23 protein-coding genes and 1 tRNA gene are annotated in these 25976 nt (G+C 57.5%); 8 read left to right on the top strand and 16 right to left on the bottom strand.

Going from position 1 to position 25976, the window contains the following annotated elements; translation table 11 throughout:
- Positions 1–49: 49 nt before the first annotated feature.
- Positions 50–310 (bottom strand): multiple stress resistance protein BhsA, encoded by a 261-nt coding sequence (bhsA, locus tag ACJ8KE_RS16550; RefSeq protein ID WP_016930259.1) that lies wholly within the window; start codon positions 308–310, stop codon positions 50–52.
- A 195-nt stretch (positions 311–505) separates the two neighbouring features.
- Here bhsA and ACJ8KE_RS16555 point away from each other — a divergent pair, with 195 nt between their 5' ends.
- The 5 genes from ACJ8KE_RS16555 to ACJ8KE_RS16575 all read left to right on the top strand — a co-directional run bounded on the left by ACJ8KE_RS16555 (position 506) and on the right by ACJ8KE_RS16575 (position 5610).
- The gene (locus ACJ8KE_RS16555) at positions 506–949 is read left to right on the top strand and encodes a lipocalin-like domain-containing protein (RefSeq protein ID WP_016930258.1); all 444 of its coding nucleotides are present in this window, start codon (positions 506–508) and stop codon (positions 947–949) included.
- Positions 946–1614: a glutathione S-transferase family protein gene (locus ACJ8KE_RS16560; RefSeq protein ID WP_016930257.1), complete on the top strand. Its 669-nt coding sequence runs from the start codon at positions 946–948 to the stop codon at positions 1612–1614. The genes ACJ8KE_RS16555 and ACJ8KE_RS16560 overlap by 4 nt, the downstream gene beginning before the upstream one ends.
- Before the next feature lie 47 nt (positions 1615–1661).
- Positions 1662–2069 (top strand): VOC family protein, encoded by a 408-nt coding sequence (locus tag ACJ8KE_RS16565; protein WP_016930256.1) that lies wholly within the window; start codon positions 1662–1664, stop codon positions 2067–2069.
- A 332-nt stretch (positions 2070–2401) separates the two neighbouring features.
- On the top strand, positions 2402–3763 hold the full coding sequence (locus ACJ8KE_RS16570) for an NCS2 family permease (protein WP_004936819.1): 1362 nt from the start codon (positions 2402–2404) through the stop codon (positions 3761–3763).
- Positions 3764–3960: 197 nt separating this feature from the next.
- Positions 3961–5610, top strand: a complete 1650-nt coding sequence (locus tag ACJ8KE_RS16575; protein ID WP_016930255.1) for a Na+/H+ antiporter — start codon at positions 3961–3963, stop codon at positions 5608–5610.
- A gap of 74 nt (positions 5611–5684) precedes the next feature.
- Here ACJ8KE_RS16575 and ACJ8KE_RS16580 read toward each other — a convergent pair whose 3' ends face one another.
- Positions 5685–6572, bottom strand: coding sequence for a LysR family transcriptional regulator (locus tag ACJ8KE_RS16580; protein WP_016930254.1), 888 nt, complete (start codon positions 6570–6572; stop codon positions 5685–5687).
- 140 nt (positions 6573–6712) lie between these two features.
- On the opposite strand from ACJ8KE_RS16580, the gene ACJ8KE_RS16585 reads away from it, so the two are divergent.
- On the top strand, positions 6713–7135 hold the full coding sequence (locus ACJ8KE_RS16585; RefSeq protein ID WP_028127545.1) for a CidA/LrgA family protein: 423 nt from the start codon (positions 6713–6715) through the stop codon (positions 7133–7135).
- Positions 7128–7817, top strand: a complete 690-nt coding sequence (locus ACJ8KE_RS16590; RefSeq protein WP_004936833.1) for an LrgB family protein — start codon at positions 7128–7130, stop codon at positions 7815–7817. The genes ACJ8KE_RS16585 and ACJ8KE_RS16590 overlap by 8 nt, the downstream gene beginning before the upstream one ends.
- 41 nt (positions 7818–7858) lie before the next feature.
- On the opposite strand, the gene ACJ8KE_RS16595 is transcribed toward ACJ8KE_RS16590, so the two are convergent.
- From ACJ8KE_RS16595 to lpxO, 4 genes are all read right to left on the bottom strand, one after another.
- On the bottom strand, positions 7859–11794 hold the full coding sequence (locus ACJ8KE_RS16595) for a non-ribosomal peptide synthetase (protein WP_442517317.1): 3936 nt from the start codon (positions 11792–11794) through the stop codon (positions 7859–7861).
- 701 nt (positions 11795–12495) lie between these two features.
- A complete protein-coding gene (locus ACJ8KE_RS16600; RefSeq protein WP_232036907.1) occupies positions 12496–13191 on the bottom strand; it encodes a CTP synthase C-terminal region-related (seleno)protein in 696 nt (231 codons plus the stop codon).
- Between the two features lie 115 nt (positions 13192–13306).
- Complete coding sequence (lpxP, locus tag ACJ8KE_RS16605; protein WP_016930250.1) at positions 13307–14227, bottom strand: kdo(2)-lipid IV(A) palmitoleoyltransferase; 921 nt, start codon at positions 14225–14227, stop codon at positions 13307–13309.
- A gap of 301 nt (positions 14228–14528) precedes the next feature.
- Positions 14529–15434, bottom strand: coding sequence for a lipid A hydroxylase LpxO (gene lpxO / locus ACJ8KE_RS16610; RefSeq protein WP_004936848.1), 906 nt, complete (start codon positions 15432–15434; stop codon positions 14529–14531).
- A gap of 248 nt (positions 15435–15682) precedes the next feature.
- On the opposite strand from lpxO, the gene ACJ8KE_RS16615 reads away from it, so the two are divergent.
- On the top strand, positions 15683–16024 hold the full coding sequence (locus ACJ8KE_RS16615; protein WP_016930249.1) for a hypothetical protein: 342 nt from the start codon (positions 15683–15685) through the stop codon (positions 16022–16024).
- Positions 16025–16197: 173 nt separating this feature from the next.
- On the opposite strand, the gene ACJ8KE_RS16620 is transcribed toward ACJ8KE_RS16615, so the two are convergent.
- The 10 genes from ACJ8KE_RS16620 to ACJ8KE_RS16665 form a co-directional block, all read right to left on the bottom strand.
- The gene (locus tag ACJ8KE_RS16620; RefSeq protein ID WP_016930248.1) at positions 16198–16545 is read right to left on the bottom strand and encodes a YkvA family protein; all 348 of its coding nucleotides are present in this window, start codon (positions 16543–16545) and stop codon (positions 16198–16200) included.
- A 241-nt stretch (positions 16546–16786) separates the two neighbouring features.
- Positions 16787–17083, bottom strand: a complete 297-nt coding sequence (gene fis / locus ACJ8KE_RS16625; RefSeq protein ID WP_000462905.1) for a DNA-binding transcriptional regulator Fis — start codon at positions 17081–17083, stop codon at positions 16787–16789.
- Positions 17065–18069 carry a tRNA dihydrouridine synthase DusB gene (dusB, locus tag ACJ8KE_RS16630; protein ID WP_004936856.1) on the bottom strand — a complete coding sequence of 335 codons (1005 nt, stop codon included), beginning with the start codon at positions 18067–18069 and terminating at the stop codon, positions 17065–17067. Before dusB ends, fis begins: the two co-directional genes overlap by 19 nt.
- Before the next feature lie 392 nt (positions 18070–18461).
- Positions 18462–19343: a 50S ribosomal protein L11 methyltransferase gene (prmA, locus tag ACJ8KE_RS16635; RefSeq protein ID WP_016930246.1), complete on the bottom strand. Its 882-nt coding sequence runs from the start codon at positions 19341–19343 to the stop codon at positions 18462–18464.
- A gap of 11 nt (positions 19344–19354) precedes the next feature.
- On the bottom strand, positions 19355–20800 hold the full coding sequence (panF, locus tag ACJ8KE_RS16640; RefSeq protein ID WP_033636180.1) for a sodium/pantothenate symporter: 1446 nt from the start codon (positions 20798–20800) through the stop codon (positions 19355–19357).
- The gene (locus ACJ8KE_RS16645) at positions 20790–21032 is read right to left on the bottom strand and encodes a YhdT family protein (protein ID WP_004936865.1); all 243 of its coding nucleotides are present in this window, start codon (positions 21030–21032) and stop codon (positions 20790–20792) included. Before ACJ8KE_RS16645 ends, panF begins: the two co-directional genes overlap by 11 nt.
- Before the next feature lie 219 nt (positions 21033–21251).
- A tRNA-OTHER gene (locus ACJ8KE_RS16650) sits at positions 21252–21328 on the bottom strand.
- A 196-nt stretch (positions 21329–21524) separates the two neighbouring features.
- Positions 21525–22730, bottom strand: a complete 1206-nt coding sequence (locus ACJ8KE_RS16655; RefSeq protein ID WP_016930245.1) for an MDR family MFS transporter — start codon at positions 22728–22730, stop codon at positions 21525–21527.
- Positions 22731–22777: 47 nt separating this feature from the next.
- Positions 22778–25009: a cell envelope integrity protein TolA gene (locus ACJ8KE_RS16660; protein WP_282677166.1), complete on the bottom strand. Its 2232-nt coding sequence runs from the start codon at positions 25007–25009 to the stop codon at positions 22778–22780.
- Positions 25009–25962 (bottom strand): lactate/malate family dehydrogenase, encoded by a 954-nt coding sequence (locus tag ACJ8KE_RS16665; protein ID WP_049299916.1) that lies wholly within the window; start codon positions 25960–25962, stop codon positions 25009–25011. The genes ACJ8KE_RS16660 and ACJ8KE_RS16665 overlap by 1 nt, the downstream gene beginning before the upstream one ends.
- Between the last annotated feature and the right edge of the window lie 14 nt (positions 25963–25976).

A 25976-nucleotide genomic window follows, 5' to 3' on the forward strand; every position in this document is an offset into this window, starting at 1 on the left:
AAAAGCCCCTTGCGGGGCTTCTTTCTTCCGTCGGTTGGCTGTCCGACGATCAGTTGAAGATTTCTGCGGTGCCGTACAGTTTGTTCTGACCACCGGCGGCGACGATGCGGTAGGAGCTGGCGCCCGACGCGGCGGCTTTGCTGGCCAGTTCGCTTTCCAGCGCGCTCAGGTTAGCGGCGCCGCTCACGGTGACGACGCCGATCTTCTGGGCGTCTGCAGCAGGTTGACTGGAAGGCAGGTCAGCGGCGAAGGTAGCGAAAGAAGCGGTAGCCAGCAGCGCAGCGGTAGCAAAAATTTTGATGTTTTTCATGATGCGATCCTCAGAGTGTTTGTTAGGTGATAGCCCGTTGTCTCTCGATGTGTTAAATACTAGTGCACCGGGTGTGAATAAAAAATCGGAGAGTTTTGAGTATCTCTGTCAAATAAATTGATTGTTTTTCATCCGCTGGCGCGGGGCAAAAATCGCCACTACCCTTTACAGACGATCCTTAACCGGAGAAGCGTCATGACGATAAGCGCGTTTATCGGCAGTTGGGCGTTGGTGTCGTCGGTGTTCAAAAACCAGAACGGCGAGCTGAATTACCCGCTGGGCGAGCAGGTGTTGGGGCGCATCCACTATGAGGCCAACGGCACGATGGCGGCGCAGCTTTACAGCGCCGTGCGGCCGCGTTTCGCCGCCGCCGATTTGGCGCAGGGGTCTGAGCGGGAGATCCGCGCCGCCTTCATCAATATGATTTGCTACTTTGGCCACTATCAGGTGGAAGAAAGCGAGCAGCGGGTGGTGCATCAGGTCGAAGGCTGTTCGTTCCCCAACTGGGTAGGCAGCCGTCAGGTGCGTTTTTACGCTTTCAGCGGCGATCGGCTGACGTTGCGCACGGTGCCGCTCCAGCTCGGCAACGGCGTGCAGGTTGGCGAACTGGTGTGGCAGCGGGCAGGGGCTTCGTCATGATCATTGTTCATCATCTCAATCACTCGCGGTCGCAGCGCATTCTGTGGTTTCTGGAAGAGCTGGGCGTGCCTTATCAGGTGCAGCGCTACGAGCGCGATCCGCAGACCATGCTGGCGCCGCCGGCGCTGAAAAAGATCCACCCGCTGGGCAAATCGCCGGTGATCGTCGATGGCGATCTGACGCTGGCGGAATCCGGCGCCATTATCGAATACTTGCAGGAAGCCTACGACGCACAGGGCATGTTTATGCCAACCGACTTCCACGCGCGTCAGCAATACCGCTACTGGCTGCACTACGCCGAAGGATCGCTGATGCCGCTGTTGGTGATGAAGCTGGTGTTCAGCCGTCTCGGCCAGCCGCCGATCCCCTGGCTGCTGCGGCCGGTGGCCGGCGCGATCGGCAAAGGCGTGCAGCGGGAATACCTCGACAAGCAGATCGCGCCGCACTGCGAATACCTCGAACAGCACCTGAATAAGGGCAGCTGGTTCGTTGGCAACGACTTCAGCGCAGCGGATATTCAGATGAGCTTCCCGCTGGAGGCGATGGCGGCGCGCGGCGCGTTGGATGATTGCCCGAAACTGCGCGGCTTCCTGCAGCGCATTCACGCCCGGCCCGCCTACCAGCGGGCATTGGAGCAGGGCGGCCCTTACGACCTGCTGAGTTAAGCGGATGGGCTATACTCGATGGGGTCATTCTTCATCGGAGGTAGCCCATGGCTACGCAAATCTTCGTTAACCTGCCCGTACGCGATCTGCCCGCCTCAATGGCGTTTTTTACCCAGCTCGGCTTCAGCTTCAACCCGCAATTTACCGACGATACCGCCGCATGCATGGTGGTCAGCGACACGATTTACGTGATGCTGCTGACCCACGACAAATTCAGGATGTTTACCCCGAACCCGATCGGCGACGCCAATCAGGCCACCGAAGTGTTGGTGTGCCTGTCGCAACCCAGCCGGGTGGCGGTGGACGAACTGGTGCGCAAGGCGGTCGCCGGCGGCGGCAACACCTACCACCCGCCGCGGGACTACGGCGTGATGTACGGCCATGGATTTCAGGATCTGGACGGTCATATCTGGGAATTGATGTATATGGATCCCGCTGCGGTGCAGACGCAATAACCCCGCCATGACGGCGTTCGCCGGGGCGACCGTCGTCCCGGTTTTATCGCGCGAGCGCCATTCCCGCCGCTTTCTGCATAAATTGCCGCGATCTTTAGTTGATTAGACGCTAGGGAAGGCAGGATAATCGTTTGCCTTGAATAAACCACCATAAATCACCCGTACCGCGCGCTGCGAGTTAAACGTTTGCCTGGGTGCGCATCGCCGTTGGCGGTGTGGCATAAGGGCAAGGATGCGGAACGTGACGTAAACGATTACGTGGCGATCGGGCGCGGGCGAGATTACAGGCCTGCTGTGACGGGCCGATTCATGAAACACAGGGGAAGTAACCTATGTCGAACTCTCAAGCGAACCACGCCGCAAAACCAACCGGCGGGCTTGATGGCTATTTTAAAATTTCCGCGCGCGGCAGCAGCGTGCGTCAGGAGGTGGTGGCGGGGCTGACCACCTTCCTGGCGATGGTGTACTCGGTGATCGTGGTGCCGAGCATGCTGGGCAAAGCGGGGTTCCCGCCGGCGGCGGTGTTCGTCTCCACCTGCCTGGTGGCCGGTCTGGGGTCGCTGTTGATGGGGCTGTGGGCTAACCTGCCGATGGCCATCGGCTGTGCGATCTCGTTGACCGCCTTTACCGCCTTCAGCCTGGTGCTGGGCCAACACATCAGCATTCCGGTGGCGCTGGGCGCGGTGTTCCTGATGGGCGTGCTGTTTACCATTATCTCGGTCACCGGCATCCGCGCCTGGATCCTGCGCAACCTGCCGATGGGCGTGGCGCACGGCACCGGCATCGGCATCGGGCTGTTCCTGCTGCTGATCGCCGCCAACGGCGTCGGCCTGGTGGTGAAGAACCCGCTGGATGGCTTGCCGGTGGCGCTCGGCGCGTTCACCTCTTTCCCGGTCGTCATGACGCTGGTCGGCCTGGCGGTGATCTTCGGCCTGGAGAAACTGCGCGTGCCCGGCGGCATTTTGCTGGTGATCATCGCCATTTCCATCATCGGCCTGATCTTCGACCCGGCGGTGAAATACCAGGGGCTGTTCGCCATGCCGAGCCTGGCGGACGCTGACGGCAAATCGTTGATCTTCAGCCTGGATATCATGGGCGCATTGCAGCCGGTGGTGTTGCCGAGCGTGCTGGCGCTGGTGATGACCGCGGTGTTCGACGCCACCGGCACCATCCGCGCGGTGGCCGGGCAGGCCAATCTGCTGGATAAAGACGGGCAGATCATCAACGGCGGCAAGGCGCTGACCTCGGATTCCCTGAGCAGCATCTTCTCCGGCCTGGTGGGCGCCGCGCCCGCTGCGGTTTACATCGAGTCCGCCGCCGGCACCGCCGCGGGCGGCAAGACCGGCCTGACCGCCACCGTGGTCGGCATTCTGTTCCTGCTGATCCTGTTCCTGTCGCCGCTGGCCTATCTGGTGCCGGTTTACGCCACCGCGCCGGCGCTGATGTACGTCGGCCTGCTGATGCTGAGCAATGTCACCAAGCTGGACTTCAACGACTTCGTCGACGCGATGGCCGGCCTGTTGTGCGCCGTGTTCATCGTGCTGACCTGCAACATCGTCACCGGCATCATGCTGGGCTTCAGCTCGCTGGTCATCGGCCGCATCTTCTCCGGCGAATGGCGCAAGCTGAACATCGGCACCGTGCTGATCGCCGTGGCGCTGGTGGCGTTCTACGCCGGCGGCTGGGCGATTTAAGCCCCTTGGGTTTCCCTCGCCCGCCGGGCGGGGGAGCCTGTTACGGCAATTCCCTTCTTAAGATAAGTCTTCTTCTGCTCTGCACCGCGTTTTGAAAGGCACAACAAGCTTTAACGGCTGTAAAAAAAGTGATCTACTATCGTGACCAACGCAGGCCCTGAGCCGATGTCGTCTGAATCGTAGAGTCTAAGGAAAGCATGGAAATCTTTTTTACAATCCTCATTTTGATCCTGGTGGTCTCCCTGTCCGGGGTGGTGACGCGCATGTTGCCGTTCCAAGTGCCGCTGCCGCTGATGCAAATCGCCATCGGGGCCCTGCTGGCCTGGCCGCATTTCGGGCTGCACGTCGATTTTGATCCCGAACTGTTCCTGGTGCTGTTCATCCCGCCGCTGCTGTTCGCCGACGGCTGGAAAACGCCGACGCGGGAGTTCCTGCATCACGGGCGTGAAATTCTCGGCCTGGCGCTGGTGCTGGTGCTGATCACCGTGGTCGGCGTCGGTTATCTGATCTACGCCATGGTGCCGGGCATTCCGCTGGTGGCGGCCTTCGCGCTGGCGGCGGTGCTGTCGCCGACGGATGCCGTGGCGCTGTCCGGCATCGTCGGCAAAGGGCGCATTCCCAAGCCGATCATGGGCGTGCTCGAGGGCGAGGCGCTGATGAACGACGCGTCCGGCCTGGTGTCGCTCAAGTTCGCCATCGCGGTGGCGATGGGCACCATGGTGTTCACCGTGGGCGGCGCGACCCTTGAATTCCTCAAAGTGGCGATCGGCGGCCTGCTGGCCGGCGTGGCGGTCACCTGGACCTACAGTAAATCGCTGCGGGTGATGAGCCGCTGGAGCGGCGACGATCCGGCGACCCAGATCGTGTTCCTGCTGCTGCTGCCGTTCGCTTCTTATCTGATCGCCGAACATATCGGCGTCTCCGGCATCCTGGCGGCGGTGGCGGCGGGGATGACCATCAGCCAGTCCGGCGTGATCCGCAACGCGCCGCTGGCGATGCGCCTGCGCGCCAACAGCGTGTGGGCGATGCTGGAGTTCGTGTTCAACGGCATGGTGTTCATCATGTTGGGCCTGCAGCTGCCGGGCATTCTTGAAACCTCCATCCTGCAGGCGGAGCTGGATCCGACCATCCAGACCTGGTATCTGTTCGCCGACGTGGCCACCATCTACGCCGCGCTGCTGGTGCTGCGTTTTACCTGGCTGTGGATAATGAAGAAGGCCAGCAACCGCTTTATGAAAAAGCGTCCGCTGCAGTTCGGCGATTACAGCACGCGTGAGCTGTGGGTGGCGTCGTTCGCCGGGGTGCGCGGGGCGATTACCCTGGCCGGCGTGCTGTCGATACCGCTGTTGCTGAGCGACGGCACTGCCTTCCCGGCGCGCTATCAGCTGGTGTTTATCGCCGCCGGGGTGATCCTGCTGTCGCTGATCGTCGGCGTGCTGGCGTTGCCGCTGCTGCTGCGCGGCGTGCAGGTGGCCGACAAGAGCGCCAGCAAGCAGGAAGAGCGCATGGCGATCGCCATGGCGGCCGAGGTGGCGATCGAGAGCGTGAATAAAATGGAAGAGCGCCTGGTTGCCGATACCGAAGAAAACCTCGATCCGCAGGTGTTGAAAGAGGTCAGCTCGCGGGTGACGGGCATGCTGCGGCGGCGTATCGCGTCGAAAGACGATATCGAGAATGCGCTGGCGATGGAAAACCTCGAGCGGCGTTTCCGCCTGACGGCGCTGCGCGCCGAGCGCGGCGAGCTGTACCACCTGCGCGCCACGCAGAAAATCAGCAACGAGACGCTGCAAAAACTGCTGCACGATCTCGACCTGCTCGAAGCGCTGTTGATCGAACGCGAAGGGTAAATCTCAGCAGAGGAATAAACGTTTTCCTCTTTTTTCTGTCCTGAAGGGCCGCCTGTGCGGCCCTTGTTTTTTGGCTACTTGAGCGGCGGCCAGTAGTCGCGGCAGCAGGCGATCCAGGCCTGCGCGCTGTGCGACAGGTAGCTGCCCTGGCGCCAGATCAGGCCGATTTTCCACTCCATGCGCGGCTCCAGCGGCAGCCAGACCAGGTTTTCCTTATCCAGCCAGCGGCAAACCGGCTCCGGCAGCATGGCGATGCCCACGCCGGCCTGCACCATCGAGGCGAGGAAGTCCCATTGGCCGCTGCGCACCGCGATTTGCGGTTCAAAACCGGCCTGGCGAAACGCCTTCATCAGCATCTTGTACAGCGCAAAGTCTTCGTTATAAATCAGGATCGGGCTGTCGGCCAATTCGGCGATATTGATGCGGGTGCGGTTGAGCCACTGCGGCGTGCGCGGCGCCACCACGCACATCGGGTGGCCCAGCAGCGGCAGAAAGGTCAGCGGCTGCGCCGAATCGAAGGGCAACACGGTCATCGCCAGATCCAGTTCGCCGGACATCACCGCCTGTTCGACCGACAGCCCGCCCAGTTCGGAAATCTTCAATTCGATGCCGGGGTAGGTCTGGCGAAAGCGGCGGATCAGATCGGCGATCTGCCTGCCGACCATTGGCGGAATGCCCAGCCGCAGCACGCCCTTTTTCACCGAGCTGATGTCTTCCAGTTCCGCCTCCAGCTGGCGGAATTCGTCGAGGATCGTCAGGCCGCGCTGGTACACCGCCTGGCCGCTGTCGGTCAGGCGCAGCTTGCGGCCTTCGCGGATCAGCAGCGTGCATTCCAGCTCTTCCTCCAGATGCCGCAGCATTTTGCTGATGGTGGGCTGGGTGACGAACAGTTTTTCCGCCGCGCGGGTGAAGCTTTGCTGGCGCACCACTTCAACGAAGTAGCGCAGGGTGCGGACATCCACGTTAGGGTTCTCCTTGGGGACGCTACCGGCGGGAAACTATTCCCGGACGGCATGATGACGATAATTTTAATTCATTTCAGGCGTGGTTTCCCGGCTGCGTATACTGTAGGCCGTCAATTTATTGTTCGAGGTCATCTTTCATGTCTCTGGCGTTACGCCGCGTTGCCCCCTCCCTGCTGACCCGTTTGCAGGTGCCGATCCAGGTGGCGTTGTATGCGGCGCTGTTCCTGATCGCCGATCGTCTGGTGCAACAATTCCACCTGCCGCTCCCCGCCAATATCGTCGGCATGCTGATGCTGCTGGCGCTGATCCTGCTGCGCATTCTGCCGCTCAGCTGGGTCAAGGCCGGCTCCCGCTGGCTGCTGGCGGAAATGCTGCTGTTTTTCGTGCCGGCGGTGGTGGCGGTGGTCAACTATGCCCAGCTGCTGATGGTCGAGGGCTGGAAGATCTTTCTGGTGATCGCGATCAGCACCATGCTGACGCTGGGCGCCACCGGGCTGGTGGTGGACAGGGTGTATCGGCTGGAGATTTGGCTGCAGCGGCGGAAGCAGCGCCATGAATGATTTTATCCTTAGCCTGGCCTGTTTTCTGGCGACGCTGGCGCTCTATTTCGCCAACAAGAAACTCTATCGCCGCCGCCGCACGTTGCTGCTGATGCCGCTGGTGCTGACGCCGATGATTCTGGTGTTGCTGCTGGTGGTCACCCACATCTCCTATCAGGACTACATCGGTGAAACCCACTGGCTGCTGTGGCTGCTGGGGCCGGCGACCATCGCCTTCGCGGTGCCGGTGTACGAGAACCTGCATATCATTCGTCGCCACTGGCTGTCGCTGACCGCCGGGGTGACGACGGCGGTGCTGGTGGCGGTGTACAGCTCGGTGTGGCTGGCGCGCCTGCTGACGCTGCCGGAAGAGGTGCAGCGCAGCCTGGCGGTGCGGTCGATCACCACGCCGTTTGCGCTGGAGGCCGCCAAGCAGATGGGCGGCCAGCCGGACCTGGTGGCGCTGTTCGTGGTGATCACCGGGGTGTTCGGCATGGCGGTGGGCGACATTCTGTTTCTGCGGCTGGCGGTACGCAGCCGCCTGGCGAAAGGGGCCGGATTTGGCGCATCGTCGCACGGCGCCGGCACCGCCCGCGCCTATGAACTGGGGCCACAGGAGGGCGTAGTGTCGAGCCTGGTGATGATGTTGGCCGGCATTATCACGGTGGTGGCCGCGCCACTGATCGGCCGGCTGATGTGGTAAGGAGGCGGTCTGCGGCGAACGGCGCCGCAGACCGTAGAGCGTCAAGGAAGGTTGCCGAGCATCGCCGGCGTGCGCGATGACTGGCGCAAGGCGCGTCCTATCTCCTCGTGGCTGAAGATAATAGAGTGATGATTGCAGGGCAACGGATGCACCTGCAGATGTTGGCAGATTGCCGACAGGCCATTGTCGGCAATCGCCAGCAGCTCCCGCTCATCGCCCAGGCCGGTGATATTCAGATTTGCATCTTCGGTCGCCTTGAACAGCGTGATGCGTGCATGTTGCAACGGTGTGCTGAGCGTTTGTTTCGCCAATGCCAGCTCCGTCGGCTCGGCCTTTAATGCCCGGTCGGCGGCCTCGCCGTCAATACCCAGCATGGCCAGCATCGCCGCCAGCATGCCCGGCTCGCTGCGGATCTGGAATGGGGTTCGGTAGAAGGTATCAAGCAGGAACAGTTGGATATCGCGATAGCCTTGGCTTTCCAGTTGAGCTGCCATCTCCAGCGCGATCAGGCCCCCTAGCGACCACCCCAACAGACGGACGGGGCGCGCCGGCGACAGCCGCATATGACCGAGATAATACGCCGCCAGCTCGCGTAGCGAAGTGATGTGCGGCTGTTGGAACAGATTATAATTGTTGATGCCTAACACATTGAAATCTTTTTCTAAATAGTTCGCCAGATCGCGATAAACATCGCAACCGGTGACGGCGGGATGGATCATCCAAACGCTGTCGGGGGTGATGGCGTGGTTCAGGCGCTCTACCTGTTTAAAGGTAAAACTGGCCTGATTCAGACGCGTCAACAGCTGCTGCAGGGGTTCGGAGGTGGCTGGAGCCGTTGCGGGCACGCCGTCGGTGAGGATACGGGCCTGGCCGCGCAGCGTCGAGTGAGCAAACAGCGTCTTAATGCCTAACGAATGCCCGTGTCGCTTCAGTTTAACCAGCAGTTGAATGGCGTGCAGCGAATGGCCGCCCAGCGCGAAGAAATCATCGTCGCGGCCAATGCGCGTTGTGCCCAGCAGTTCGCTCCACAGTTCGGCCAACTGCTGTTCCAGCTCGCCTTGTGGGGCTTCATAAGCAGCGGTTTCCTGCATGTTGGCCGGTGCCGGTAACGCTTTGCGATCCAGCTTGCCGTTGGGCGACAGCGGAAAAGCATCCAGCCGGATAAAACAGGACGGCACCATAAAGTCCGGCAGGTGTTGCTGCAATTGCCGACGCCATTCGGCGGCGGCCGTTTGCTCTGGGGCGATGACATAGGCGACCAGGCGCTTGCCGCCGCTTTCGTCTTCCCGCGCCAGAATGGCCGCGTCTTCAACCCCTGAACACTGTCTGAGCTGTTGCTCTATCTCACCTAATTCAATGCGCAGGCCGTGGATTTTGACCTGGAAATCGTTTCTGCCCAAATACTCAATGTTGCCATCCGGCAGCCAGCGGGCCAGATCGCCGGTTTTATACAGGCGAGCCTGCGGCTCGGCGCTGAAAGGGTCGGCGATAAATCGCTCGGCGCTCAGCGCCGCGCGGTTCAGATAACCACGGGCAACCTGAATACCACCGATATGCAATTCGCCGGCGATGCCAGGCGGTAACGGTTGCAGTTGGTCATCCAGAATATGGAGCTGGGTATTGGCGATCGGTTTACCGATCGGTACCAGTGGGCGAGGATCATCGGGCAGGCATTGCCAACTGGAAACGTCTACGGCGGCTTCCGTCGGGCCGTAGAGATTGTGCAGTTCCGCCTGCGGCAACTGCTGCAGGCAACGTTGTACCGTAGCGAGCGGCAACGCCTCGCCGCTGCACACGATGCGTTTCAGGGAGGCGCACTGCGCCATATCGCCGTGGCGCAGAAACAGTTGCAGCATAGAGGGGACGAAATGCAGTGTGGTGACGCCATGTTGTGCGATGCAGGCGCTGAGATAATCCGGTTCCTGGTGACCGCCCGGTTTGGCGATGGCCAGCCGGGCGCCAACCATCATCGGCCAGAAAAACTCCCACACAGAGACGTCGAAGCTGAACGGCGTTTTCTGCAGCACGACATCATCCGGCGTCAGTGTATAAGCCTTTTGCATCCACAGTAGTCGGTTGATCACCCCGCGGTGTTCGTTCATCACCCCTTTGGGTTTCCCCGTCGAGCCGGAGGTGTAAATCACATAAGCCAGGCTGCGCTGTGGATCGGCGGCCAGCGGCGGTGGGTTGCCATCCGGCGCTTGCCGCCACAGATGACTCTCACGCTGAAGATGCAATCGCGGCACGGCGATATCGCGCAGCGGGTGCAGCGCGTGTTCGCCGCCATTGTCGATCAGAACGAATCTGGCGCCGCAATCTTGCAGCATGTGGCGCAGACGGTCTTGCGGATAGTCGGGATCGAGCGGTACATAGGCGGCGCCCGCCTTCAGGATGGCGTACAGGGCAATCACCATATCCGGGCTGCGGTTGACGCATACCGCGATGCGATCGTCAGGCTGTAATCCCTGCAGCCTGAGAAAGGCAGCCAATCGATTCGCCCGCTGATTCAGCTGTTGATAACTGATCTCGTGGTCTTCGTAGCACAGCGCCGGCGCTTCTGGCGTCAGCGCGGCCTGCCGTTCCAGGAATTGATGTACGCCTTGCGGCATGTTTGCCCATGTTTGTCGGGTTTCATTCCATTGATGGAAGATTTGCTGTCTTTCCTGCGGCAACAGCAGCGGCAACTGCCCCAGCGGCAGCGCCGGATCGCCGTCCAGTAGGGTGTTCAGCAGGTGCAGTATGCGGGCGGCGATGCGTTCACCGTCTTCCTGACTGAACCAGGCCTGATTGAAGTTGAACTCCAGCAGCGGGTCGTCGCCCGGATGGTAATGGCGCAGGTAGACGCCGAGGGGCAGCTGTTCCTGACCGTGGTGCAGGTTTTCAACCTTGAACTGGCTGCCCTCCAGTTCGATGTCGGTCGGAAAAACCTCCAGCGAAAAGCTGATGTCGAACAGCTGGCGCCGCTCCTGCTGATGCAGGTTCAACTGGCGGTTGAGTTCGGCAATGGGAAAACGCTGGTGACGATAACACTGGCGCAGCTCGCTGCCGATTTGCCGCAGTAAGTGGCCGAAGGATTGCTGTGAATCGACCGTGATGCGCAGTGGGATCATCGAGGAAAACATGCCCAAAGTTTGCTTATGTTCGGCGGTACTGCGGTTATGTACCGGCACGCCCAGCGTGAATTGATCGGTTTGCCAAATCCGGCCGAACCAGGTGGCCAGCAAAGCGCTAAAAAAATGCATGGCAGAACCGCCCTGTGCGGCGGCGTATTGTTCCAACTGAAGGAAACGCTCGCGTGGCAACCGCTTGATTATCTGATGGCTGGGGTAGGTTTGTTGCTCACAGTGATTTTGGCGGCGTTCCAGCATGGAGGGGGGCGCGTCGATGAAACGCTTCAACCAGAAATCACGATCGCGCTCGTAGCGTGGAGACTGCTGATAGGCGCGATCGCTGATGACGAAGTCTTGGTAACGCGAGCGGGGGGCTTCGTTTTTTATCCCTGCTTTTAATTGTTTATAGCGCTCCATGATCATTTTGCTCAGCAGGGAAATTGAGGTGCCGTCCGCAATCAGATGATGGGAAGCAAGCAGCCATAGCGTGCTGGATCCGCTGACTTTGGCCAGGTGGCAGCGCCAAAGCAGGCCATCATACAGTGAATAAGGCTGCAGGAATTGAGAACGAAGGTGTGTTTCTGCCAGACTGATGGCATCTTGCCTCTGCGAAAAATCATGGTAATGCAGGTCGATATAGGCCCGGTCGCAGGTTTCCTGGGTAATGCCTTGCGGCGTTTCTTTCAGCGTGGTTTGCAACGCATCATGTTGTTGCTGTATTTGCCGTATGGCTTCTTGAAAAAGCGGTAGCGAAATCTCGCGCTCTACGCGCCATAAACACCCAACGTTATATAAGGGGATATCGGGGTTTAAAGATTGGTCTAGCCACACGGCTTGTTGCACGGTCGTCAGGGAATAAGCGGACACGGAACCACCTCCACAAATAAGGAATGAATCGAATTAAATAAAGTGAGTCGCAGCCAAGCACTCGAACATTATAAAAGGTGATTATTAAGTTGGCCTGTTTTCACATTAAATATTTTTAATGGTTTTGTTTAATTATAATTAATTCAATGTTTTCATGATTAATGATTTATATTTTATTTATTTTTAAACTAATTTTTTGTCATTGCTTTTGTGGCGTGTTAATCACGATTGACTGGTTTTTCTGCGTGTCATCAGCAGATGCAATGGTGTAATGCTATGTTTTGTTTGTGTTTTTTATTTTTGATAAAAAGAGGAGGCGCTGAGGAGGATCGTGAGCGATAACGGAGTGGTATCTAAGCGGGCAAGTTCGATGGCTTCTCTGCCAGAGATAACAGGCTGAATCATAAAAAATTATAAAGAATTTCTTATGCTGTATTATTATAAAAGAAATAATAATGAATAATAAGAAATAAAGCTTATTGTGATTTCATGCATTTCTTTATTCGTAATGCTGCTGTTAACTTTCATAGGATTATGACGTTTCAATTAAACTGCGATGAATGATCCGTTATTGGGCGATTAATGGATTAACTTTAATGAGATAATAAATGTGAAACGTTGATGTCGAGTTGATACCCGAAATGAAAGACGCAACGAGAACCGTGTCTCGCTGCGGCTGGATCCTACGGGGGAGGTGCAGGTTAGCAGACGGCGGCTTTGATCAGTTCCACCACCAGCGGCGAAAGCTCGCCGCGCAACGCAGCGCGTTCTGATTGGAACAGCGTGGCGACGTAAAAACGCCGGCCCGGCAGTTCGATGGCGCGCACGTCGCCTTCGGCATCGTGGCCGCTGATAATCAGCGGGAAACGCTCAAGGTCGGCGACGAAGTCCGGATTCACGCCAAAGTTGCAGTGGTAGCCTTCATGGGTGTTCAGGCAGCCGTAGGCCTGCGCGACGCGGGTGTCAGGCTGAAAAACGATGTCGCCGGTTTTTTCCACCAGCGAGCAGCTCAGCGGGGCGATCACCAACCGGCCACCGCTGTCGGTTTCCGCATGGCCGGCGTCGTGCCAGCCCATCACGTTGCGGGCGTACTCGATGATGGCGTACTGAAAACCGCCGCAGGAACCGAGAAACGGCACGTCGTTTTCCCGCGCATGGCGGATCGCCATAAAGGCGCCGTCGTCGTGTCGATACGGGCTGCCCGGCACCACCCAGATGGCATCGAAATCTTGCAGGACATCGGGGGAGGTCAAGGATTCGGTCGGTAGCCACTGGGGCTGCACGTCGATGTCGAGATGGGCGGCGGTGAGCTGGAGCGCCACGGGGATGGCCTGATGGGCCACGGCTTGCGGGTTGTAATCACCGACCAGAGCAATGCGGACTTGAGCTTTCATCATTTCCTTTCCTGTGCGGGTAAAGAAGGAGATTACAGGAAAGCGGGATTTTGAGCCGCAGATTTTTTAAACGCGGCGCACAAAAAAGCCCGGCGTCGGCCGGGCTGGAAAATGGGGCTCAGTACAGCGACGGCGCACCAGCCGGTCGGGTTTTGAAGCGGCGGTGCAGCCACATGTATTGCTCCGGCGCCCGCATGATCTCTTTCTCGATCACTTTGTTCATGTAAGCCGCCGCCGCCTGTTCGTCGCTGAGCGGGTAGTCTTCCAGGGCCGGCTGGATCAGCAGGTCGTAGCCGCGGCCGCCTTCGCGGCGGATCAGCACCACCGGCACCAGCGCCGGGTTGGCCATGCGTGCCAGCATGAAGGTGCCGCTGGTGGTGGCGGCCTGATCGACGGCGAACAGCGGCGCGAATACGCTGCCGCGCGGGCCATAGTCCTGATCCGGCGCGAACCATACCGCCTCGCCGCGCTTGAGCGCGTGCACCATGCCGCGCAGATCCTTGCGGTCGATCATCGCCTTGTTGGAACGCATGCGGCCTTTGGTCTGCGCCCACTCCATCGCTTTATTGTTGTGCGGACGATACATCGCCATCATCGGCTGGCACAGGCCCATAGCCCGGCCGCCCAGCTCCAGCGACATGAAGTGCACGCCGATCACCAGCACGCCGCGATCGTCGCGCTGCGCCATTTTGAGGTGGTTGATGCCGGAGACGTTGAACCAGCGTTTGACGCGTTTATCCGACCAGAACCAGGCCATGCCGGTTTCCAACAGGCCCATGCCGAGCGATTCGAAGTTGCCCACCACCTTGCGCTCGCGCTGCGCTTCGTCCATCTCGGGGAAGCACAGCTCGAGGTTGCGACGGGTGATGGTGACGCGGCGTTTGAGAAATCGCATCGAGGTGCGCCCCATCCACACTCCCAGCCGATTGAGCAACGGGTAGGGGAGTTGGACCAGCAGGAACAGCAGGGCGAGGCCGAACCAGGTTAACCAGTAGCGCGGGTGCAGCAAGGCCAGTTGAAATGCTTTGGCTGATTTCATAGAAACTCTTTTTATACGTTAAAAGGGGCAGCAAGCTGTAACGCATAAAGGTTCCACTCGATAGCGATACGACTACTCAGACACCCAGGTACGGCCAGGGTTTAGTCGGAATTCCATAATTGACTAAACATTTACATTCGAAGGGCGGTTTGCGCTGCTATCAGGCTTCGGAGGGATAGCTGTTGGCCAGCGGAGGCGGCTCTAGGAATGCGTATGTTAACACAGGGTACGGGGTACAGAGGAAGAGAGGCATGCGAATATTCTCATTCGCGTTGCCTCTGGATTGACGATTGGCGGCGGTTTACAGACTGGGGAGGATGATGGCGGCGAAAATGGCGGCGATCACCAGCCACTTCAGCAGGTAGTAACCGCGGCGATTACGCGCCTTCAGGCGCTGGCCGGCGTCGCGCACCGCGTTGACGTATTTGAAGATGCGGTTGATGCCGCCGGTGCGGTCCTGATCGTCATTCGGCGAACTGGCCGCCGACATCAGCGTAGCGCCGACCCAGTGGTTGACCGCTTGCGCCCAGCGCCATTTCATGGGCCGCTCGACGTCGCAAAACAGAATGATGCGCGTCTGATCGGTGGCGTTCTGCGCCCAGTGCACGTAGGTTTCATCGAAGATCACCGCTTGGCCGTCGCGCCAGCTGTGCTGCTCGCCGTCCACCTCGATGAAGCAGCGATCGTCGTTGGGCGTCATCAGCCCCAGGTGATAGCGCACCGAGCCGGCGTAAGGATCGCGGTGTTTACCCAAATGGCTGCCGGGCGGCAGCTCGGCGAACATCGCCGCCTTTACGGATGGGATGCGGTTGAGCAGTTCGACGGTTTTCGGGCACAGCGTTTGCGCCGAAGGGTGGCTGTCGCTGTACCACTTCAGATAAAAACGTTTCCAGCCGCGTTTGAAGAAGGTGTTGAATCCGGCGTCGTTGTGCGACTGCGCCTTTTTGATGTGATCCTGCAAGCGCACGGCTTCCTCGCGGATCACCTGCCAGTTGTCGGTCAGCGTCTGCAGCTCCGGGAAGCCTTTTTCGTCGAAATAGGGCTGTTTGGCGGGCAAACGGGAGAAGCCGGTCATAAACATGTTGATCGGCCCCATAAAGGTGGAGTGATCGAACAGTTGGCGGGTAAGCTTTTGTTTCTCTTTGCCGCGGGAGTGTGCGTAGAGGAAGCTGATGATAAAAATGCCGATAATGATCGCGGCAACCATAGAATCCATCCCTGTTGGTGCTTGTTAAAAATTCGTACAAATTATAGTTTTGTGACAGGAAAAATTTAACTTTTTCGTGCGCTTTCCCCGCTCATACTGCTTGGTGGCATAAAAAATCAATAAAACCGTTGGTAATGAAATTTTATATCGATTTTTTTGGTTTTAGTCCTATTCTTAAATCGTTCAAGGGGTGTTTCATGCCATCTTGTGTCATGACGAATGGCACGTATCTGAGAAAAGAGGGACTTATGAAGAAATCAATCATTGCCTTGTCTGCACTGCTGCTCGCTTCCCCGGTGTTCGCTGCTGAAACCGCGACCGACACCGCCGCTCACGCCAGCAACGAGGTCGTCGCTGAGGCGCATAAAGGGGCGGATACCGCCAAAGAAAAGCTGCACCAGTCTCAGGACAAGGGTGAAGAGCTGAAGCTGAAAGCCAAGCACGCCGCTGAAGGCAAGAGCGACAGCGTCGGCAGCAAAGTGAGCGAAGGCTCGCAAAAAGCCTGGCACTCCACCAAACAGGGTACGGAGAAGGCTTGGGACAAGACCAAGCAAGGGGCGGAAAGCCTCAAGAACAAAGCGACCGAGTAAGGTCTCCGCTTTTTACCCCAAGGGCCGCGCCGCGGCCTTTTTTATTGCCCGCAAACCGGGCAGGCCACAAAAGAAAAAGGCGCCGCCTCTTGCAAGAGGGCGCCTTTTCAACACGTTAACGACTGGTATCAGCTAACGCTTTTTACTGGGACATATATGCCTGGTTGTCATGATTATTTTGCATCAAACCAATCAGCCATTTTTTCCTTTGTATCATTTTTTACTTCGTCGTCGATATGCATGCCAACAGAAGCTAAAGCGGTAGCGAGTACACCCAGATCGTCCGTGTATCCCACCACAGGCACGACATCAGGGATCGCATCAATTGGCAATACAAAATACGCCAACGCCCCATAGATGGCTGTTTTGGCCCACAGTGGGGTATTAGGACGTTGAGCGGCAAAGTAAAGCCAAAGTGCTTTCTCAATCACCTCGCTTCCTGCTTTCTTTGCGTAACGCATGATTTTATTCCAGAAGCTGCTGTCGTCGAAATCTTCTGCTGTAGTATGTTTGTTTTCCAATTTAATTTCCTTTTAAAACAATTAATTATACTAATTATTATTGAGTTTGATTATTGTTCTTTAACTTATTTGAGGATTGGCAAGCATCCTGCTTTGAATGCGGCTGCCAGAATACCATTTGTAAGATGAGCAGCAATGAGATGAGGAAGGATAGTACGCTTGGAAATGAAATTACCCAAAAGAAAAAGGCGCTTATCAAATGAGATAAAGCGCCTTTTATCAACACGTTAACTGACTAGTATCAGTTCATGCCGTATTTTTTCAGCTTCTTGCGCAGCGTGCCGCGGTTGATGCCCATCATCAGGGCTGCGCGGGTCTGGTTGCCACGGGTGTATTGCATCACCATGTCCAACAGTGGCTGTTCAACTTCAGCCAGTACCAGCTCATACAGGTCATTTACGTCTTGACCGTTCAGTTGAGCAAAATAGTTCTTCAGTGCTTGTTTAACCGAGTCACGCAGAGGCTTTTGAGTCACCTGATCTTGTGAGTTAACGGTAGAAACGGTCAGTACGTCAGAATTTACGCGTTGTTCGAACATAGTTCTGTCAGCTCTTTTTTTACGCTAAGATTTTCGAAATATGCCTCCAACGCCTCCAGCTGTTCGCTGGCATCCTCTATGGCGTTGAATGTGCGCCGAAACTGGTCATTCGGAGCGTGTTCCTGGAGATACCAGGACACGTGCTTACGAGCAATCCGGAATCCCTTGCCTTGGCCATAGAAGCCGTGCAATTCCCGAATGTGCCCAATCAACAAGCGCTTCACCTCGCCAAGCGGCAGCGGCGGCAGCAACTCCCCAGTGTCCAGATAATGCTGGATTTCCCGGAAGATCCAGGGTCTCCCCTGAGCAGCGCGGCCTATCATCAGGGCATCGGCCCCGGTGTAGTCAAGCACTGCTCTGGCTTTATGCGGGTCAGTAATATCCCCATTCGCGATAATCGGAATGGAAACACTCTGCTTAACTGCCCGAATGCTGTCGTATTCCGCGTCGCCGTTAAACAGACAGGCGCGGGTTCGGCCGTGAATCGTCAGGGCCTGAATACCACAGTCTTCGGCCAGTTGGGCAATCTCTACACAGTTACGATGCTCTGGCGCCCAGCCGGTGCGAATCTTCAGCGTTACCGGCACATCCACCGCGTCAACCACCGCGTGGAGGATCCGTTTAACCAGATCCGGGTACTGCAACAAAGCGGACCCGGCAAGCTTCCGGTTCACTTTTTTGGCCGGGCATCCCATATTGATGTCGATGATCTGCGCGCCGCTGGCCACGTTGATACGCGCGGCGGCGGCCATATCATCAGGATCGCATCCGGCAATCTGCACGGAGCGGATCCCTGGTTCATCGCTATGCACCATACGCAGACGCGACTTATCCGTCCGCCACACCTCCGGGTTGGAGGAGAGCATTTCGGATACGGCCATCCCAGCACCCATTGCATGACAGAGGGTTCTGAACGGGCGATCTGTAATACCGGCCATCGGGGCCGCAATCAGGCAATTAGTAAGCTGGTGGTGTCCAATGCGCATAGACAAAGAGTGACCATACTGTGTCCGCAAGGGCGCGTATATTACGCATTTTTGCGCCGAGATGAAAGGCCAAACTTTAACCAATTGGCTCGCTATTAGGGCAAAAAATGCGCTGCGCAGTGATTCATAAAAATATTGTATATATTTTACAATGAGTTGACGAAAAGCGCTTGTTTTGTGTGCGGTAAAATATTCGCCTTTGCACAGGATATTATCTGCATTCGCCCGCTATTTTTGCCGGGATAGCCTGCCTGGAAGGCGCATTGTCAGGGCGATCCATCGTTGAAAGGCGAAAAATTGCATAAAATTTTGTCTTGCCCGTGGCCGATCGTCGGACAAAAAAAATCCACCGGCGAGGGGCCGGTGGATGAGGGAGCAATATACCGTGGCGCTTATTTACGGCGGCCGGTGATGCGGCACCACTCTTCGCGCTCGGCGACCGGATCGAGCGTGAACTTCTCTTCGTAGGCTTCCGCTACGCTGCTCGCCTGGCTGGCCAGCACGCCGGACAGCCCCAGATGACCGCCGGCCTTCGGCAGGCAACCGATCAGCGGCGCCAGCTCGCGCAGCGGGCCGGCGAGGATGTTGGCGACCACCACGTCCGCCAGCAGGTCCGCCGGCTGGTCTTTCGGCAGATACAGCTCCAGACGCTCTGAGACGCCGTTACGCTGCGCGTTGTCGCGGCTGGCCTGAATGGCCTGGGGATCGATGTCGATGCCGATAGCGCGCGCCGCACCCAGCTTCAGCGCGGCGATCGCCAGAATGCCGGAACCGCAGCCGAAGTCGATGACGGTTTTGCCGGCCAGATCGAGGCCGTCCAGCCACTGCAGACACAGCGCGGTGGTCGGGTGGGTGCCGGTGCCGAACGCCAGGCCCGGATCGAGCATCACGTTAACCGCGTCAGGATCCGGCACGTCGCGCCAGCTCGGGCAGATCCACAAGCGCTCGCCGAAGCGCATCGGGTGGAAGTTGTCCATCCACTCGCGCTCCCAGTCCTTGTCTTCCAGCTGTTCTATCTTGTGGCGGAAACCGGCGCCCAGCAGCGGGTGCTGCTCCAGCATCGCCACCACCTCGGCCATATCGGTTTCCGCGTCGTACAGGCCGATCACATCGGTGTCGCCCCACAGCAGGGTTTCACCCGGCAGCGGCTCGAACACCGGGTTGTCGTGGGTGTCCTGGAAGGTCACCGACACGGCGCCGCTTTCCACCAGCGCGTCGCTCAGGTCTTCCGCCTGGCTGCCGGTGGTGTTCAGTTTGAGTTGGATCCAAGGCATAGCAATTCTCTTCAAGAGGGTAATGATGACGCCGTCCGGCGCTTTTCGCCGACGACGTTACCGAGATAAAACGCCAACAGGCTGAGCAACAGCGAAGGCACGATAGGATGCAGCCCCGCCGGTTGCAGGTTGAAGCTGGCCAATAGCGTATAGCATACCGCACCCGACACCATTGAGCTAAGCGCTCCCTGAGCATTGGCGCGTTCCCAATACAGACCCAGCACCAGCGGCCACAGGAACACCGCCTCCAGCCCGCCGAAAGCCAGCAGGTTGAGCCAGATGATCATCTCCGGCGGGCGCCAGGCCGCCAGCAGCACCAGTAGGCCGAGGATCAGCGTGGTCAGGCTGGAGAAGCGCTTGATCAACCGCTCGTTGTGGATCTGCTGCGGCCGCACGCCCAGGTAGAGATCCTTGATGATGGTGGCGGAGGACTGCAGCAGTTGGGCGTTGATGGTCGACATGATCGCCGCCATCGGCGCCGCCAAAAAGATCCCGGCGGCGTACGGCGGCAACACGGTGATCATCAGCGTCGGGATCACCTGGTCGGGGATCTTGAGATCCGGCAACACCGCGCGGCCGAGCGCACCGGCCAGGTGCATGCCGAACATCAGCACCGCCACCACCACGGTGCCGAGCAGAATGCCGCGATGCACCGCCTTGCTGTCCTTGTAGGAGATGCAGCGCACGGCGGTGTGCGGCAGGCCGATCACCCCGAAGCACACCAGGATCCAGAATGACGCCATAAACGGCAGACTGAGGATCTGATCGCCGCCCTGCGGCGACACCAGCGCCGGATCGATCTGCTGCAGTTTGCTCACAGCGCTGTCCAGTCCGCCGGCGGCATGGATCACCGCCACCAGCAGCAGCACGGTGCCGAGCAGCATCACCAGCCCCTGCATGGCGTCGTTCAGCACGCTGGCGCGGAAGCCGCCGAAGGCGGTGTACAGCGCGATGCTGATGCCGAAGATCAACAGGCCGGTGTCGTAAGGAATGCCGGCGGCGGTCTCCAGCAGGCGTGCGCCGCCGATGAACTGCACCGTCATGGCGCCGAGGAACGCCACCAGCAGGCTGAGGCTGGCCAGCCACACCAGCAGGCGGCTTTGGTAGCGGCCATACAGCATGTCATTGAGAGTAATGGCGTTGTAGCGCCGCGCCAGGATGGCGAATTTCTTGCCCAGCACGCCGAGCGACAGCCACACCGCCGGCAGTTGGATCATCGCCAGCAGCACCCAGCCCAGGCCATATTTGTAGGCGGCGCCAGGCCCGCCGATAAACGAACTGGCGCTGATGTAGGTGGCGGTCAGGGTCATCGCCAGCACAAAGCCGCCCATCGAGCGGTTGCCGAGGAAATATTCGCTGAGGAAGTTTCCGTTCTGGCGGCGCCGATAGGCGTACACCGACAGGCCGAACACCAGCAACAAGTAGGCGACCAGCGGCAGGATCACTTCAGTTTGCATCGCGGTCCTCCAGCGAAATGTCGCGGAACACCGTGCGCACCATCAGCCAGCACAGGCCGATGAACAGCAGCGGCACCAGCAGGCAGGCCATTTCGAACCAGTGCGGCAGGCCGGTGACGCCGATGGCGCTGTCCGGCAGGTAGGCCGCCAGCCCCCAGGCCAGCAGGTAGAGCAGCGTCAGCCCCAGCGCCCAGCGCGCTTCGCGGTGCGCCTGAATAAAGCGTTTGTCCATCAGTGTCCCCCATAGGTTTACGATGATGGCTTGTGACAAGAACAGATGAAGGAACAGGATTGTACGGAATGTGCGGCGTTTGGCTAATAAATTATTCACCTTTCCGGTGAACGCAACGGGGCGATGGAAAGAAAAGAGAGGGGTAAATATATAAATTTTTGCCGGTTTATTTCGATGAGAAAATAATTAAAGAGAATGGGAAAGGAATGGGTTTTATATTGGTTGGCGCAACCGGAATCGAACCAGGTGACCTCTGTGAAGTATGACACAGCGCTCTACCACTGAGCTACACGCCTGCAATAAACAAATTTATAACATCTCCTAATCATTCATGTAAATAGATTTCTTTTATTTTTTGGCATTAAATAAATCGTTCGATTAAATAATAACCTGCATATCCTTCGCTATTTATTTACTGTGATTAATATCACGATAAAGCCGCCCCGTTAATGTGCTTAAACAAGGGCGGCGTTAATTAGCGGATTAACAATGTCACACGGTTATCGTTCTTTTCTCAGATATTCTTTCTGAAATAGTATAAAGAACGATGACGCCGATGCATAAAAAGAACATCACGGCATACAGGGCGCCACCGCCACCTTGTTTTAACAGCAAACCGCCGACAAAAGGGGCGAGCGCCAGGCCAAATTCGTAAAACGTGGCGGCACCGAAGTAAGCCCCTTTTAGGTTAGCCGGCGCCATACGATCAATTTGTATATTGAGCGTAGGGAACAGGATGACTTCACCGAGGCTGAGCAGGAACATGGCGACCAACCACAGCCCCCAGCTTTCACTGGAAACCAGCAGGAAGACAATTTGTGAAAGCGCGAGAAAGAACACGCCCAGGCTGGTTTTCAGTGCCAATGACATGCGACGGGTAAAGCGCTCGGTGAAATACTGCAGCGTTATCACCGTGGCTGCATTGATGAATATCAGCACGCTGAGCAGGTATTCGGGGTTGTGCACCTGGCTGATCATGAGGTATTGCGGCAGCGTCACGTCGATCTGCCCGTAGACCAGCATCACCAAAATGTTGGCGACAACCAAAACCTTGAACGCCTGATCGTTCCAGATAATCCGCAAAGAGCCAATGAACGAGAAGGTGGCGTTGCGCGTTTCTTTACCGTGCCCCGCTTTGAATACCGCGAGCACCAGCAGCAAATAGCAAAGGAACGACAATGCGGTGACGAAGAAGGTGGCCTTCTGCGCTGTCAGCCCGAGAGCGACACCCACTAATGGGCCTACGGCTGCGCCCACGTTCATCAGGAAGTAGCGGATGTTCAACGCGCGTTCTCGCTCTTGCCTGTCATGGAGAATATCGCCGATCACCGCTTTGCTGGCGGGCTCGATCAATGAGCGCGAAATGCCATTGAGTAAAATACCGACAAAATACCACGCCGGTGAGTTGGCCAACGCAAGTACGCTAAATGAAATGATAGCGGCAATTGCACCGAGAATAATCAACGTGCGACGGCCATATTTGTCTGAAGCGCCACCGAAGAGATAGCCGAAAGAAATAGACACGATAAGTGATACGCTCATCATGACGCCGATTTCCACCGGAGTCATCGCGTAGTTATTTCTCATGAGAATGGTAATGAATGGCCAAATCATGAAAAAGCAGGCGCGCGTCAAAAACGTCCCGATAAAGATAACCCATATTTCTTTTGGGAAATAAGGGATGAATGTTGACCTCAAGGCGGTTTCTCCTTAAATGTTGCTCGTCGTCTGTTGAACCGAGTGTATTACACCTTTTCCAAACTTTCCTTTTCCCATCGGTTAGCCAGAGTGAGTAACGGCGTCACTCCGGCCTCTCTAATCCTCGCGATGAGATTTTTCCGCTGATCGAAGATAACCGGATGCGGGCTGATGCCTTGAATAATCGCGGCGACAGTCGCCGAGACTGGCGCGCTATGCGCCAGCGTTGGAATCGCCAGAACGTTCATGCAGTATTCAAACATGGAATCGACGGAGTTCAATTTACCCAACATCAAGAACGTCATTTCATCTCCGACGAGGGTAGCGCCCAGGCTGTCGAATATCATTTTCACTTGCGCCACGGGCTTCTCTTTCAGATGGAAACTGAGCAGTGCGCGGAACTGGTCGCGATTCAGACGGCCCTGTTTCATCTCGTCATTCAGCATGGCGAGTGCCTGGCGTACATAATTTTCCTCTTCGTTGAACAGATCTGCCGAAGCGCAGCGGAAATGCTGTTTGAGGAAATACCAGTGAAAGACATATTTGCCGTCGAATTCGAGGCGAACAACGTTGGTGAAGTCTTCCAGATCGTGCCGTTCCGGGTGGAATTCGCTGAGATCGCAACGAATATCGATGCCGGAAGAGGAGGCGATTCGGCGGCAAATGGTGGCGATATCAGCTTCGCCCAATAGCGCTTGCAGCATATGCTGCATGTTGTTACCGCCGGCGGCCAACTCGCAATAGGCGTCTTTGCCTGGCGTCAGGTATTTGATTCGGCTGTCGTGCGCATTGAGTGATGAGGCAATCTCAGCCCACTGGTTATGTACTTCCTGGCTTCTGATCGTTTCCAAACGAGGGTTTTTTTCATAGAACGCGATGACGCGCGGATCGACAGCCAGGCCGCTGCGTTTGAGTATTCCGGCGTCAAGCTGCGCGCTTGCTTGGTTTTTCACCAAGACATTGATGAAGTTGCGCAGCGAACTCTCCCCGCAATCTGAGAACGATACGTCAGAATCCGGCGCGGGGCGGCAGGTTTTGGTGATGCACAGCGGCGGAAAATAGCGGCCGTACACTTCGCGATCGTAGTAGTCATGGCAGCGATCGGGGAAGTGCGTCTCGCCCGTCGCCGTTTCGCCGAACAGCTCCCCGCTCAGCTCCCGCAGTTGCTGCATGTAGGCGATCAACTTGCCGAAGTTACCCTTGCATTTCAGCCACAGCGCCGCGTTGAGCAAATGAAACACCTCTCTGTCGTGCCCGGCGGTGCGGCTGGCCGCGATCAGTAAACGACATAAATTGTGCAACTCGGCCAGCAAGCTGTCGCGATCTGCACAGTGGATACCGACGTAATCCTGCACACGTCGCGGCAGATAGCGGTGATACTTGTTGAAAGGCAGATGCAATGCAATGAAGTCGGCGCTGAATCCCTCAGTTTGCAGCCGTGCGACGGTGCTTTCGGTAAAACTTTCCGCCAGCATGCTGGCGCGCAAGGTGGCTTCATCTTTTTGCCGGCGGGCATGTTCGACGGCGGCCTGCGCGTTTTGCCAGGCGGGGAACAGGCCGGCTTGATGCACGGCTTCTTGCTGCGCCGCATTCACGCGTGCTTCCAGCTCGGCGATTTCGGCATTGAGCGCCAACAGTTGCGCCTCTTTATTCTCCGCAGCGCTCTTGCCCAGCGCTTTTTTACCGGCTTTTAGCGCGGCGATCGCGGTTCGAAGTGGCGGGATCCGTGACGGCTGCGCTTTGGCGGCATTTTCCGCCTGTTGCAGGATCTGGTTCAGCGCTTTTTCTTGCGCTTTCAAATGGGCGCCGAGGGAGAGCGCTTCGCGTTCTGCGGCCGCGATCTGCGCTTTTGTGTCCTCGAACTGTTGCAGCACGCTGTCGCAAAGCCGGCGTATTTGCACAGAAAGCCGATGTTGCTGCTCAATGGCAGCGTGAAAGTCCGTTTCATCTCGTACATGCTGATATAACGAGGCGATATCATTGTCGGTGAAACGTTGGCTGCTCATGAAAGCCACCAGCCGTGCAAGGGTAGAGGGGGAAAACCAGGTGAACGGGTTCTTCACCTCTTTGCTTACGTCAAACTCGACCAGGTCAGTACGGTAGAACAACGCGCGCGCCACCTGGCCGATCGGGTGATCGGCGCCAAGAAAACGGTAATACTTTTCCGCGAGTTCGTTGTTGCACCAGAGCACCCCGTACAGTGGCGAAAGAAAACGATACTCAGGGCGGAACGGCATGTAGAGATCGCGGAAAGTCTGTCTGGTTTGATCGGTCGTCATCAGCTAAAACCTTGGATGATGTTTTTTAACTTGAGCGCCGCCTGGTGGATTTGTTGTTGTTCATCCTGATTGGGCATCAGCGACAGCGGCGTAAAGACGTCGTCGCGCAGAGCCAGCGGCCAGGACATGAACACGCCCAGTTCCGGCAGCCAGACCGAACCGCAGCAGGGGGTTTCGTCCCGTTGGATGATGCGCTCAAGCAAGATAAGAATGGAGGCGGACGGGCCATATTTAGGAGGGCGCCGCATTTTGTGAAATATGTCCAACCCTTGATTGCGGGTATCGGTGACGATTTGCGCCAGCGCCTGTGCCGAAAGTACCTGGTTCAGCGGTCCCTCGTCGGTTGTTACCTGGCTGAGCAAGGGCACCAACCCGGCGCCGTGCTCGCCGCAGACTGTCAGGCTACGTGTGTCGATGCGCTGCATGTCGATCCCGGAAATGCGGCAGATGCTTTTCAGCAGCCTGGCGGTATTGTGCGCGGCGCCGATACCTATCACCCGGCAGCGAGAGTCGAGCAGGATTTTATCGATGTAATAGCTGATGCTATCCACCGGATTGACCGCATTGATGATGTGACAGCCGGGAGCAATGAAGGGTTTGGCTCGGCTAAAAATGGCCTCGCTGAGCCGTACGTGATCGTCCAGCAACGCCTGGCGGTCATGCATCGGAAAGGTTGAAGGCACGCCATAGCAACAGAGGATCACGCCAGCCCCCTCGATGTGGCGGTAGTCATCCGTCACAACAATCTTGGGTAAAGACGTTCGGTTATGGCGTGAGAAGAGCGCTTCCGCCAGCAGGCCATCAAGAATATCTTCGCAAACGGCTGAATACTTTTCGGTATTTCGGCAGATGATCACGACTTCATTGACGCTGCCACGTCGCTCGGTCGTACTTAACAGCGCGTTTAGCGTCTCTTGCCCAATGCCGCCGAATCCCAATAAAACAATTTTCATGACCGCTCCTGATG

This window comes from Serratia sp. CY56464, assembly GCF_052168435.1.
Lineage (GTDB): Bacteria > Pseudomonadota > Gammaproteobacteria > Enterobacterales > Enterobacteriaceae > Serratia > Serratia marcescens.